Origin of the sequence: Kurthia populi, assembly GCF_042686175.1 — a bacterium.
Lineage (GTDB): Bacteria > Bacillota > Bacilli > Bacillales_A > Planococcaceae > Kurthia > Kurthia populi.
In genome coordinates this window covers 84,209-97,490 of the sequence record NZ_JBHUOR010000023.1, presented here as the reverse complement: position 1 = coordinate 97,490, position 13,282 = coordinate 84,209, and the positions used below count along the sequence as shown (strand labels likewise).

At 41.0% G+C, this 13,282-nt stretch carries 12 protein-coding genes; 4 read left to right on the top strand and 8 right to left on the bottom strand.

What is annotated here, in order from left to right:
* Positions 1-98: 98 nt before the first annotated feature.
* From ACFSY7_RS04435 to ACFSY7_RS04410, 6 genes are all read right to left on the bottom strand, one after another.
* The gene (locus ACFSY7_RS04435; protein WP_020189125.1) at positions 99-1,265 is read right to left on the bottom strand and encodes an aminotransferase class I/II-fold pyridoxal phosphate-dependent enzyme; all 1,167 of its coding nucleotides are present in this window, start codon (positions 1,263-1,265) and stop codon (positions 99-101) included.
* A 302-nt stretch (positions 1,266-1,567) separates the two neighbouring features.
* The gene (locus ACFSY7_RS04430; protein ID WP_020189124.1) at positions 1,568-2,296 is read right to left on the bottom strand and encodes an amino acid ABC transporter ATP-binding protein; all 729 of its coding nucleotides are present in this window, start codon (positions 2,294-2,296) and stop codon (positions 1,568-1,570) included.
* 12 nt (positions 2,297-2,308) lie between these two features.
* The gene (locus tag ACFSY7_RS04425; RefSeq protein WP_233600585.1) at positions 2,309-2,965 is read right to left on the bottom strand and encodes an amino acid ABC transporter permease; all 657 of its coding nucleotides are present in this window, start codon (positions 2,963-2,965) and stop codon (positions 2,309-2,311) included.
* 110 nt (positions 2,966-3,075) lie between these two features.
* Positions 3,076-3,891 (bottom strand): basic amino acid ABC transporter substrate-binding protein, encoded by an 816-nt coding sequence (locus tag ACFSY7_RS04420; protein ID WP_020189122.1) that lies wholly within the window; start codon positions 3,889-3,891, stop codon positions 3,076-3,078.
* Between the two features lie 377 nt (positions 3,892-4,268).
* Positions 4,269-5,099, bottom strand: coding sequence for a flagellin N-terminal helical domain-containing protein (locus ACFSY7_RS04415; protein ID WP_380146984.1), 831 nt, complete (start codon positions 5,097-5,099; stop codon positions 4,269-4,271).
* Between the two features lie 138 nt (positions 5,100-5,237).
* Positions 5,238-5,684 carry a transcriptional regulator gene (locus ACFSY7_RS04410; RefSeq protein ID WP_020189120.1) on the bottom strand — a complete coding sequence of 149 codons (447 nt, stop codon included), beginning with the start codon at positions 5,682-5,684 and terminating at the stop codon, positions 5,238-5,240.
* A 297-nt stretch (positions 5,685-5,981) separates the two neighbouring features.
* On the opposite strand from ACFSY7_RS04410, the gene ACFSY7_RS04405 reads away from it, so the two are divergent.
* The 3 genes from ACFSY7_RS04405 to tnpB all read left to right on the top strand — a co-directional run bounded on the left by ACFSY7_RS04405 (position 5,982) and on the right by tnpB (position 11,634).
* A complete protein-coding gene (locus tag ACFSY7_RS04405) occupies positions 5,982-7,553 on the top strand; it encodes an SWIM zinc finger family protein (RefSeq protein WP_380146983.1) in 1,572 nt (523 codons plus the stop codon).
* Entirely contained in the window at positions 7,550-10,315 is a 2,766-nt protein-coding gene (locus ACFSY7_RS04400) for a DEAD/DEAH box helicase (protein WP_380146982.1), read from the top strand. Before ACFSY7_RS04405 ends, ACFSY7_RS04400 begins: the two co-directional genes overlap by 4 nt.
* Before the next feature lie 173 nt (positions 10,316-10,488).
* Positions 10,489-11,634: an IS200/IS605 family element RNA-guided endonuclease TnpB gene (gene tnpB, locus ACFSY7_RS04395; protein ID WP_380146981.1), complete on the top strand. Its 1,146-nt coding sequence runs from the start codon at positions 10,489-10,491 to the stop codon at positions 11,632-11,634.
* Positions 11,635-11,759: 125 nt separating this feature from the next.
* On the opposite strand, the gene ACFSY7_RS04390 is transcribed toward tnpB, so the two are convergent.
* Positions 11,760-12,179 (bottom strand): single-stranded DNA-binding protein, encoded by a 420-nt coding sequence (locus ACFSY7_RS04390; RefSeq protein WP_083851411.1) that lies wholly within the window; start codon positions 12,177-12,179, stop codon positions 11,760-11,762.
* Between the two features lie 179 nt (positions 12,180-12,358).
* Here ACFSY7_RS04390 and ACFSY7_RS04385 point away from each other — a divergent pair, with 179 nt between their 5' ends.
* The gene (locus ACFSY7_RS04385) at positions 12,359-12,787 is read left to right on the top strand and encodes a YwpF family protein (protein WP_380146980.1); all 429 of its coding nucleotides are present in this window, start codon (positions 12,359-12,361) and stop codon (positions 12,785-12,787) included.
* Positions 12,788-12,821: 34 nt separating this feature from the next.
* Here the strand turns inward: ACFSY7_RS04385 and fabZ are convergent, their stop codons facing one another.
* Positions 12,822-13,256 (bottom strand): 3-hydroxyacyl-ACP dehydratase FabZ, encoded by a 435-nt coding sequence (fabZ, locus tag ACFSY7_RS04380; protein ID WP_020189115.1) that lies wholly within the window; start codon positions 13,254-13,256, stop codon positions 12,822-12,824.
* Positions 13,257-13,282 lie beyond the last annotated feature (26 nt).

Here is a 13,282-nt window from a genome sequence, read left to right as displayed (position 1 = left end):
AAACATAGAAACATCCGTATTGTTATACAGTTGAAATACATTTTGAAGGCGTTTTCTTCACATTTAGAACGTCTAAATGTCGATTTGGGTTGCGATAATTAGTGTGATGCTTGCTCAGCGCGTACTTTTTCAACAAATGCAGCGAGGCGGTCCATCGCTTCAACTAATGTTTCAAATGCATAAGCATACGTAATACGTAAATAACCTTCTGCCGCAAATACAGCGCCCGGTACAACGCAAACGCCCGCTTCTTTTAATAAGCGTGTCGCAAATTCATGAGAGCTCATGCCAAATTGTTTAATAGAAGGGAAAATGTAGAACGCACCATTTGGCTTGTGTACTTCAAGTCCCATCTCTACTAGACGACCATAAATGTAGTCGCGACGTTCTTTATAAGACGCTGTCATCGCGATTGGCGCGTCTTTTGAGCCTGTAAGTGCCTCAATTGCTGCGTACTGGCTTGGTACCGCTGCACATAAAATATTGAAGGCATTTACTTTTACCGTAATATCCGTCAATGCTTCAGGTGCTAGGATAAAGCCAATGCGCCAGCCTGTCATCGAATGTGATTTTGATAACCCCGAAATTAAGAATAGCTTATCTTTCAGTGCAGGGTAACTACCAAATGAACGATATTCCCCTTCAAATGTGATTTCACTATAAATTTCATCGGAGATTAAATAAATATCTTGCTCTGCTAAAAACGCAGCTAACGCATCCATACGTTCTGGACTTACCGTTGCACCGGTTGGATTTGACGGGAAGTTAAATAAAATCGCTTTCGTTTTTGGCGTAATCAATGCTTTTAAGGCATCGACTTCTGGCTCAAAATTTGTTTCCGTGATGTCTAAAAATACAGGTTTTGCTTTTGCATATTCAATCATTGGAACATAACCTGCATACATTGGTGCAGATAGGATGATTTCATCCCCTGGCTCGATAATCGTACGTAATACCGCGTCAATCGCCTGTGTTGCACCATTGGTTACGAGCACTTCATTTGCGTTGTAATTGCAATTGTAGCGTTCGTTGAAATACGCCGCCGTCACTTGACGCAATTCAAGCAAACCGGCATTCGGAGAGTACGATGTTTTATTTTCTTCAATCGCACGAATACCAGCTTGCTTCACAGCTTCAGGCGTTGGAAAATCTGGTTGGCCAATTGTTAAGTTTAAGGCATTTGGGTAATCTACTAGTTGATTTGAAAATTCACGAATTCCAGAGATACGAAGTTGTGTTGCTTCGCTATTTAATGTTAATGACATGAGTCAATCAATCCTTCTTTTCCTTATAAATGACGTGCTTTTAAACACGTTTTTTGAATTTGTCCTTATTATACAATTATATGACGTAAAGAGAAATACAAATACTTCATTCTGTCAAGTTGGCTGGTACGGCACATCAAATTTTTAGCACAAAAAAGAGGCTGGGACAAAACACGTCATTTTTCTTTTTAGCGTTCGCAACGAAAAGCCGGAACCGCGCTACAGCGCGATTCCGGCTTTTCTTATGCTCATATGAACGGTTGTTTTTATACGTATGTCCCAGCCTCCTCTTTTGTCACAGATTAATGATTTAATACTGCTTTTAAAAATTCTTGTGCACGCACAGTCTTTGGTGCTGTAAAGAATTCAGATGGTGGTGCTACTTCGACAATTTTACCCTCAGCCATAAACACGATGTCATTACAAATCTCTTTTGCAAAGCCCATCTCATGTGTCACGACGACCATCGTCATACCGGCATCTGCTAAACTACGGATCGCATCAAGCACCTCTTTTACCATCTCTGGGTCAAGTGCTGATGTCGGCTCGTCAAATAGCATAACTTCTGGGTCCATCGCAACGGCACGTGCGATTGCGACACGCTGCTGCTGACCGCCTGATAGACGACCTGGATAAGCGTCAAATTTATCTCCTAAACCAAGCTGCGTTAGTAATTCCTTACCGCGCTTTTCTGCTGCTTCCTTCGATAAGCCTTTTACTTTCATTGGGGCCATCGTGACATTTTCAAGTGCCGTTTTAAACGGATATAAATTAAAGCTTTGGAATACGAAGCCAATATTCGTACGTGCTTTGTTAATGTTTGTTTTTTTATCATGGATGGAAATACCATCGACAATAATTTCGCCGCTATCAATCGTTTCAAGTGCATTAATCGTACGAATAAGCGTTGATTTACCGGCACCACTTGGCCCGATAAGCGCGATAACGTTTGATTTTGGTACTTCTAAATTAATATCTGTTAGCACATGGTGGTCACCATAGCTTTTATTGACGTTTTTAATTGAAATCATGATGTTTACCTCCTACTGCTCTTTATCCATCATACGTTTTTCGAAGTAACGAATAACTAATGATAGCACGAACGTCATGATGAAATAAATGACAGCAATCGCCGTATAAATTTCTAATGGTTTTAATGTTGTTGCAACTAAGTTTTTACCTTTTAGCATTAAGTCAACGCCACCAATAACAGAGATTAAAGATGAATCCTTAATTAACATAATGAACTGTGAGGCAGATGGTGGCATAATGCGACGAACTGCTTGCGGTAAAATAATGTAGCGCATCGCTTGTGCACTCGTCATACCGCTCGCACGCGCTGCCTCCATTTGACCTTTTGGCACTGCTTGGACACCTGCACGGAAAATTTCCGCTAAAAAGGCACCGTTAAATGTTGCTAAACCGATGACTGCTGCAACCGTTGTCTCAACGTTTACAACATCACCTAAACCAATATAAATCCACATTAATAAAACTAATAGTGGTACACCACGCATAATCTCAACATATGCTCCAGCTAAAAAGCGAATGACAGGGTTTTTCGCAATTCGACCGAAGCCTACAATAATACCAATTGGCAAACTAAAAATCAGGGCTATAAATGAAATTTTAATCGTGAACCAAGCGCCTAACATCAATACTTCCCAGTTATCAGAAACAACGCTCCAGTCCCAAGACATGCTACTCAATACATTAACCTCCTATAATCGAAACCTTCTTATAATAAAAAAACGAAAAAGAAAGGATTCTCATCCCTTCTTCTCGTCAAAAGTCTATGAACTAAAAATGATTATTCTTCGTCTACATTGTTCATCCAATCAGCATTGTTGAACCATTTCTTTTGAAGTTCTTTTTCTTCTTTTGAACCTTTAAATTCTTTTAAGTACTCATTGATAAAGTCAACTGTCTCTGTGTCGCCTTTTTTCACTGCGATACCAAGATCATCCGCTGCAAGTAAGCCATCTAGTTTCACAACTTTACCTTTGTTTTGTAATTCGTAGATTTGGATTGCTGGCTCATCATAGACAACCGCTGCAACTTTACCTTGTTGTGCAGCCATTGCTGCTGTTGGGAAATCTTCAAATTCTTGAACTGTTGCGTTTTTGATTTCTTTTGCTGCAACAATTGCACCTGTTGTACCGATTTGAACAGCTACTTTATTGCCTTTTTTATCGATATCTTTAATTTCTTTTGCTGTGCTGTCTTTGCCGACCATTACTGCCTGACCTGTTGTATAGTATGAATCCGCGAATTCAACTGTCTTTTTACGTTCATCGGTAATTGTCATACCCGCTAAGACTAAATCGACTTTACCAGCATTTAATGATGGAATTAATGTTTCAAAGCCAAGTTGTTTTACTTCTAATTTTGCGCCCATTTTATCAGCGATAGCTTGCGCAACGTCCATGTCATAACCAATCATTTTGCCGTTTTTATCAAACATTTCAAATGGGTAATAACCTGCATTTGTTCCTACTACTAATGTTTTTTCTTCTTTTACTTTTTCAAGTGTTGTTTGTGAATCTTTTTTATCATCCCCGCCGCCACATGCTGCAAGTGCTGCAGTTACAACGACTAATAAGAATGCTGCTAACCATTTCTTCATGTCTCGCTATCCCCTCTCGGAATTCTTTTTTCGAATATTTATTATATATGAATTATAGTTTATTTTTATTCATCTGTCTACATAAAAATTAATATTTTTACATTAAAATGAGTGTATTATTCAATATTTTTAAGTAATATACAGCATTTATGAATAAATAACGTATACACAACAGCATATATATACATATTTCAATTGACGATTCTCGCTAGTAAACGTTGCTTTAACGCCATTTTTTTGAACTTTTTACTATTATTAGTGAAATATCATGTTGTTTAATGTATATTTATACACTTTTATTTTATTTTATTCGTTTGTATTATGCAATGAAAAAATGCTTTTGTAAGAATATTCCCTTTCAAAAGCACTTTATGCGTTCATCCATTCATTTTTAATAGCTGTAACATGCCTTGTGCCGTCTGCATATGCATTGCCATCGCATATTGTGCGGCTTGCTGTAAAATATTCGCCTTCGTAAAGTTCATCATTTCCTTCGCAATATCCGCATCACGAATACGCGACTCGGCGGCTGTTACGTTTTCCGCGGTATTGACGTTGACATTATAGGCATGTTCCATCCGATTTTGATACGCACCTAGACGTGACCGCTCCATCGATACACTTTTAATCGCAGCATCAAGCGTGGAAATCGACGCATCTGCCTCGTCCCGTGTCGCAATCGACGCGTCTGTGATGCCAATCGCATCCGCACTCATATCATTCATCGTTAAATCAATTGTCTGTCCTGCACTCGCACCAGCTTGAATTTTCAGTGGTGTCGTCGCATTATCACCATTTAATAATTTGCGTGTATTAAATTCCGTATCCGTCGAAATACGTGTTACTTCTTTTTTAAGTTCCTGAAACTCCACATCAATGCGTGCGCGGTCGTCATCCGTCAACGTATCATTCGCCGCTTGCACGGATAATTCACGCATGCGCTGTAGCATTGCATGTGTCTCATTAAGCGCACCCTCTGCGGTTTGAACCATTGAGATGCCATCCTGTATATTCTTCGATGCCATATTCAGTCCACTAATTTGGCCACGCATTTTTTCAGAAATCGCCAGTCCTGCTGGGTCATCGCCTGCTCGGTTTATGCGATAGCCGGTTGATAGTCGTTCAAGCGCCTTCGATGCTGCATTCCACTGGCGATTCATATTGCCCCAAATCATCATGCCCTGGCCATACCATGCACCAATTCTCATCATTACGCCTCCCTTCTTTGTCCTACTTCTACTATCGGCACAGTGACCTTTTTTTCGACAAAAAAGCAGGCATCTATGAGCGATTACATAGATGCCTGTTATTGACTGTAGTAACTTTTTAAAATGTCAATCGCTCCTTTAACGCATGTTGGTTAAGTCATCAAATAAATTTTTATCCCGACGATCGAGCGCTACATCAATTAAGTGGAGGCGATTTTGGTTTTCCATTTCATTAAACAACAGCTCAAACTCTGAGTGTGCCGCTGCGCGTGCCTCTTTCTGCTCTTTTTTCAGCTCTAGGTCATCTAAAATCTTTTGAAGATGATCATGGATGTTAGAGACGAGCAATAATTGATACAACGGTAGGCGGATAAAGCGGCTACCTCGTTGAAAAACGAAAACATCGGATAAGTTTTCGACTTGTAGCGTTTTGAGATTAATAATAATCTCTTTCCCTTCGACTGGAATAAAATTAAATAACTCATCATCTTTTAACACGGAGAAATATTGATAGGCAAACACAAGTTTTAAACGGTCCCCTACGCGTTTTGTATAGAACGGTTCGATTCGACGGATTTGTAACATGCTGTTCCCCTCCTTTTAACAAGGAATGATTAATCCTTAATGCTAACGGAGTCCTATTAAGTGATCGATATCTTGCAATAAGAATTGAGGATGAATCATGAGGAAAGTCACGCACTGTCCTATTGCAATATTCTGACTACTTATATAATACCACCATTTACATGTTTTCACACATATTCTGATTGAAATCCAACATTTTAACTAGAAGAAATGTTGTTTCAATCGAAAACATTTACGCATCACCTGAATGGGCATATAATGGAGAGAAAGATTTTTTTTGAGGACGGGATTATAAACATGAATACAAACGTTTCAGAAATCGCTCATTTATATGAAGATTTTTTACGCAATAAAATGCTAGAACTTAGCCTTGAACTCGATTCCTCGAATGAACAGGATGAGGAAACGGTTCGCCGTGCTGCCTTCTTAGCACGCCACAACTATGTAAAATTACGCAGCTTCCGCGCTGAATTGGGACGTCTACAATTTGCTGTGCAAGATGCTGGTACGCCGACGGTTACAATCGTCGTAGAGGATGAGAAATTATCATGCGACTGCCCGACAAAAAAACCTTGCCGCCACCAATTAGCAGCGATGTTTACGCTTTATCAATATGTCGATTCATTATCGCAGTGGTTAGAAGATTTTCGGAACAAAAAAAGTGTACAGCTACGCCTTTTAAATGAAGAACGTACACCGGAGTCATGGCTAAAGCTTGTACAACAAGTGTATCGCCAAAATTTATACAATCAACAAAAGCTTAATCCGTATTTACTAGAAAGTATTTTTTCAGATATGCAACAGCAAATTTTCCGCTATACCCCGCTTGAGCGTGAATGGAGCAGTATGTATCAGCTCTTCACACATGTTGCGCTATTGTCGCATACGTGGAAGCATTTAAGCACGTCAACAGAAGCTTCTCGCTCATTTTATATTAATTTCATTGAGCATGAGGCAGATAAAATGAAAGAATTTATTCGCCAATGCGCGAATAAATCACGCCTTTTTGCGTTGGACCCTTTTTATGAGAGCCTACAGCAGGTCGTCAATTACTTCTTGCTGCACCAGGAAGGCTATTTTGATGAGCGCTTAACTATTTATACGTTGTTCTGGGAATCGATGTTTCAGGATAAACGCTCACGTGAGGCAGAGCTTTTAATGCTACAAAATGAGCGTCATATTGCAGACGATGTCGACATCAATGCGGTGTATGCGATGTTTTACATTATGCTTGATAAACGCGATGACTTTGCGGCGATGCTTGAGTCGATTGAGGCGAAGCAGTTACTTGTGTGGACCGATTTAGCACATTTTGCGAATCGTAACGGCTATGACGATATGCTTGCGATGATTGTGCGCGCGATGCTTCCACATGTCGATGCCTTTATTAATGAATGGCTAGCGACGCGCTATCGTTCCGCATTTGTTAATGAATTTAACGAGCTTTGTAAGCAAATTAATTTAACAGATGAGGAAAATGAATTGCTATTTGCCGCTTCTGGCATGTATGGCATTCAGCCGTATTCACGCTATTTAATAAAAAAAGAACGTTATATCGAATGGTCTGCCCTCCATCAGCGCTTCCCCTCTTCACTTAGCTACTTAGAGCTTTGTGGGCTACGCGATATGCTTGAGCAAAAACCAGAGGCCCTACTGCCGCTTTATCATACGCTTGCGATGAATGAAGTGAATCAAAAATCACGTCAGCATTATAAACAGGCCGTTCGTGTATGGAAAAAGATGAAAACTGCCGCGAAAAAATCGGCGAAAAATGAATTTTGGAATGATTATGTAACGACGTTAAAACAAAGTTATAAGCGTTTACGTGCCTTACAAGAAGAAATCGAGAAAGGAAACTTAATGCTATGACAATGACAAAGCATGTACCAAGCACTTTTTTAAAGTCATTTATGCTAGAAATCTCAGAATTTAATCATGTCTACTCGCTTTCTGCATATGATGCCTCAACTGGTACAGCATTAAAAGCGGAGGACTGGGTACCCTTTTTATACTTCCGCTATGAGCGTGGCTTTTTCGGCTTAACAGCTAATACAACAGAGGATTCGATTTTATTATCACCACTTGAAATGATCGAGCTATTCTCCCCTAATCAGCTTCACCCATTCGCAACGTATAGCGGGAAATCACTGCATGACCAAGATGTACTAGATGCGGCAACACGTGCGGGCAATTATTGGTATAGCCCTTCGCTTTGGGATTATGTGTCATTAAAAGAGGATACGATTCACCTTTCGTTAGAGGATAAAGAAATCAATCATCTGCTAGAGCTTGCCCTAACGCAGAAGCTTGTCGATGAGGGCTTACGCTTTGACGATTTAGACGCATTGATTCCATTATTTAAAGATGGTGGCTGGCCGCTTCAAGATAAACAAATTGATGATACACTCGTTGTCGCATTACGTCTAAGTGAGCCCGAAGAAGGCGAAAGCGATTGGACACTAGAAACCGTACTACGTGCGAAAAAATCAGCGAGCTACTGGGCTGTGCCAGCACGTAAACAAGCACTATCCATTGAAAACGCATTACCCTCTAAGTGGGCCGACTATAGCGCTCAAGTACGTGAGCTGCAATCGCAAATGCTGAAGTTACTACAGAGAAGAATATATGGTGAAAATCTAACGAATGCACAATTTATCCATGTGAAATTAGCAGATCGTGATGTGCGTGAATTTTTACGTAGCGACTTTATTTACTTACAGGCACTTGGCTTTGAAATTGTTCTGCCTGGTTGGCTAAAAGAATTAAAAGAATCACGTATGAAAGTACAGGCAAGCGCCTCTACTGCCTCAAACTATAAATCAGCAGCTGGTCTGGATGAGATTTTAACATTCAACTGGAAGCTATCACTTGATGGGCACGAGGTCAGCGCGGATGATTTTGAAAAAATGGTCGCTGAAAATCGTGAGTTTATTCGTGCAGGTACAGAATGGATTCGCGTGGATGCAGCATGGATGCAAGAAATACGCAAGCTGATGGAGAAAGCCGAAAACGAAAACTGGACGGTGCGCGATTTACTCTTTAAAGATATCGGCAAGGATTTGACGATTCCACTTGAATTAGAAGAGGAAGATTATTTAGATGACCCTGTGCTGCAATTTGAGCTACAGCGTTCGCTAAAAGATTATATGCAAAAAATCATTGATAAGCAGGGACTTCCTGAAATTCCACTGCCTAAAACATTGCATGCTGAGCTACGTCCGTATCAGCAGGTCGGCTTTGACTGGCTTGTATTTATGCGTGAGCAAAAATTCGGTGCCTGCCTAGCGGATGATATGGGGCTTGGGAAAACGATTCAGCTTATTTCGTATTTACTGCATGTATACGAAACGGCGACAGAACCAACGCTTATCATCTGTCCGACATCGGTGCTAGGAAACTGGCAAAAAGAATTAGAACGCTTTGCGCCTTCTCTGAATACGTATTTGCATTACGGTGCAAAACGCTTAAAAGAGCAGGACTTCATGCAAACGATCGAACGCGATAATGTCCAAATCATTTTGACGACGTATGGTACGGTGACACAGGATATTGAGATGCTAGAAGATTTAGCCTGGGCGAATGTGACGCTTGATGAAGCCCAAAATATTAAAAATATGAATACGAAGCAATCAAAAGCAATTCGTCGTTTACGCGGTACACATCATATTGCCCTAACAGGAACGCCTGTTGAAAACCGTCTGTCTGAGCTATGGGCGATTTTCGACTTTATTTACAAAGGCTATCTTGGTAGCTTCTCGCGCTTCCAAGAAAACTTTATCGCGCCAATTGAGCGTGATAATAATGATGAAGTGAAAGAGCAGCTACGCCGAAAAATCCAGCCGTTCTTATTACGTCGAACAAAACAAGATCCAGAGCTTCAACTGAATCTACCAGATAAAATTGAGCAGCGTGAATATTGTCCATTAACCGAGGAGCAAGCCGTTCTTTATGAAAGCTATATTCAAGAAACGATGCATAAGCTTGAAACGCTAACGGGCTTTGAACGCAAAGGGCTTATTTTAAAAATGCTCGGCAAATTAAAGCAACTGTGTAATCACCCGGCCCTTTACTTAAAAGAGCCATTTGATAATGCGGAGGATATGATTCATCGTTCTGAAAAATTAGAGCGTCTCGTATCACTCGGTGCCGAAATCGTGCAAAACGGTGAGCAATGCTTAATCTTTACACAATACATTGGCATGGGGCATTTAATGCAGCACTGCTTCTCTGAGCTGTATGATATCGACGTGCCGTTCCTAACAGGAAGTATGCCGAAGCAGCAGCGTGACCATTTCGTCGAATCCTTCCAGCGTGGGGACTTCCCTATTTTCATTCTGTCATTAAAAGCGGGTGGGACGGGCTTAAACTTAACAGCCGCAAACCATGTACTTCACGCCGATCGCTGGTGGAACCCTGCCGTTGAAAATCAAGCAACAGACCGTGCCTACCGTATCGGTCAAACGCAATTTGTCCATGTGCATAAATTTATGACGACGGGCACAATTGAAGAAAAAATCGATGCGTTACTAACGGAAAAACAAGCTTTATCTGAACAGCTTATTCAGTCAAGTAATTGGCTGACCGAATTAAATGATAAGGAACTCGAAGACTTACTAAGCTTCTCCTTCTAATGAATGACGCAAGGCTCCCTACGAATACAGGGAGCCTTTTTTTATCATTTTTTCGCAGAAGACACCCTCCTCAACGCGTGGAGCGAGTAGGTGGGTGATGAATGCGGTGCTTAAAAGTAGAAATAGAACGTTTGTTTGTGTTAAACTAGAAGGCAAACAAGGAGGTGTTCGCCATGATCTACAAAGCATACCCATTTCGTCTCTATCCGAACAAAGACCAACAAGCGTTGATTCATCAAACGCACGGTCATTGTCGTTTTGTCTATAACCATTTTCTTTCATTATGGAATACAACATACAAAGAAGAAGGAAAAGGCTTAAATCGCTCCAGTATGTCTAAACTGCTGACAAAACTGAAAAAACAGGACGACACAGCCTGGTTGCGCAACGTAGATAGTGTGGCCCTACAAACCTCCTGTGAACAGCTTGTGGATGCATTTGGGCGTTTTTTCAAGAAACAAAACAACTATCCGCGTTTCAAAAGCAAGAAAAACGCCGTGCAAAGCTATACGACTAAAAATACGAATCATAATATCGCGATTGTCGGTAACAAAATCAAGTTACCCAAACTAGGACTCGTGAAATTCAAACAAACACGCGCGCTCGAAGGACGGATTATGCGCGCAACGATTCATTATCACGCGAGTGGTCGTTTCTCGGTGTCCATTACGTGCGAGGTCCCCGAATTTCACCCCCTGCCAAAAACACATCAAGCAATTGGCATTGATTTAGGCATTACCGATTTCGCGATTCTTTCGGATGCGCGTAAAGTGGATAACCAACGCTTTACGGCTAAGATGGAACAAAAGTTAAAACGTGAGCAACGAAAACTTTCACGCCGTTACGAACAAGCGAAAAAAGACAACCAGGTTTTACGAGACTGCATGAACTACCAAAAACAACGCCGTAAAGTGGCGCGTTTGCGTGAAAAAGTGGCGTTTCAGCGAGAGGACTTCTTACACAAGTTGACGACGGCATTCATTCGTCAGTACGATGTCATTTGTATCGAAGATTTGAACACCAAAGGCATGCTGAAAAATCATAAACTAGCAAAAGCGATTAGTGACGTATCCTGGTCTTCGTTTGTGCAAAAACTGATGTACAAAGCGAAGTGGTATGGCCGAACAATCGTGAAAACCAATCGCTTCTTCCCATCAAGCCAACTATGCCATGTATGTGGGCATCATGATGGCAAGAAAGCCTTAGAAATCCGCGAATGGACTTGTTCATCATGTCACACGACACTCGACCGCGACATCAATGCAAGTCGCAACATTTTAGCAGAAGGATTACGCCTTTTTGAAGCAACCCAACCGTAGGGACTACGGGGCTAGCCTACTAATAGAAGTGAAGCCGCTGTTTCGAGCAAAGAGGAACAAGCATGCACTGTTCGTAGGAATCCCCCACTTCAAGCGAGATCGTGAAAACGCTAAGTGGGGGTAGTTCAAACGGGTAAATTTTCTGGTGTCGTAAAATGCGATAGCAGCTCAGCATCAGGTAGCATCGGTGAATTTCCATCTGTGATTTTCTTCTTTGATGATAAAAAGCGTACATCTGAAACGACAATCTCCGTCGTGTAGACGCGTTCATTTTGTTTATTCGTGTATGAGTTACTTTGCAGGCGGCCTATCACACTAACGAGGGACCCCTTGCCACAATATTTCTGCATATTTTCAGCATCTTTCCCCCATACATTACATGATAAAAAGTCAGCCTCAATCACTCCCTGTTTATTTTTAAAATTACGAGATACAGCGATTGAAAAGCGTGCGACTGCCTGCTGTTTATCACCAACATAGCGTACATCTAAATCCTTTGTAATTCGTCCAACACAAGCAACTTGATTCAGTTGAATCACCTCCATGCGCTTACTATACGATAGAGGCCTTTAAAGCTCGAATCGTCATAAATGAAAAATCACATCATTTTGCAGATGATTTCAAAGCGATGCGCACTTTTCTCTCTTTGCACCGGCTGTTTTCTCAAATATCGCATATGGTATACTTTTAATACGACTCTTTATAACGAAAGGCGATGAATCATGTGAAAACGTTTAAATTGATGTCCTTTGAAGTGTTTCAAAACGATAGCTTTAAAAAATACCCGCTTGAAGATGGTATTATTATTAACCAAGAAAGTAGCCACCAATCATGGGTGCTCGAAATCCTCGTAGATGCAAGCTATGAGGATGATTTCAAAGCGTACATTGGTACGGATACGATTTTAGAGGCACGCGCTGTTATTTCGTATCCAGACAACGAGCCCGCTGCATTCCGCGTGCTCGTACAGCAACTCGAACATACGAGTGATGGCCGTTTATCGATTTTATTTAAAGGCACATTGAAAACGCAAAATCGTCAGCAATACGCCGAGCTATTATTGGCGCACTTAATTAGTACCGGGCTCACTGGCGAGGAATTACTGACACAATTCCAACATGATATGAAACGTCGCCCGCGCATAAAAGCTTAAAAAAAGAAGGCCTCCTTTTGGAAGCCTTCTTTTTTTATTCTGCTTTCGGTCCAATTGCAAATAAAATATCACATTCACAAACAAGCTCACCATCAACTGTCGCAGTAGCATGTCCTTTGCCCATTTGACGACGTAGTCTTGTGAATTCAACTTCCATTTTTAATTGATCGCCAGGAGTTACTTGGCGTTTAAAACGCGCATTATCAATTCCTGTTAAAAAGGCTAAATGCCCTTTGAATTCATCTTTAGAAAGTAGCGCAACGCCACCAACTTGTGCAAGTGCCTCAACGATTAATACACCCGGCATTACTGGATATCCAGGGAAATGCCCTTGGAAAAATGGTTCATTAACCGAGACATTTTTTAAACCAACAGCGCGTACCCCTTCTTCCATTTCCGTAATACGATCAACGAGTAAAAACGGATAGCGGTGCGGTAAAATTGCTTGAATTTCTGATGCATTTAACATAAAAATTAGTACCTCCCAGTAATTTA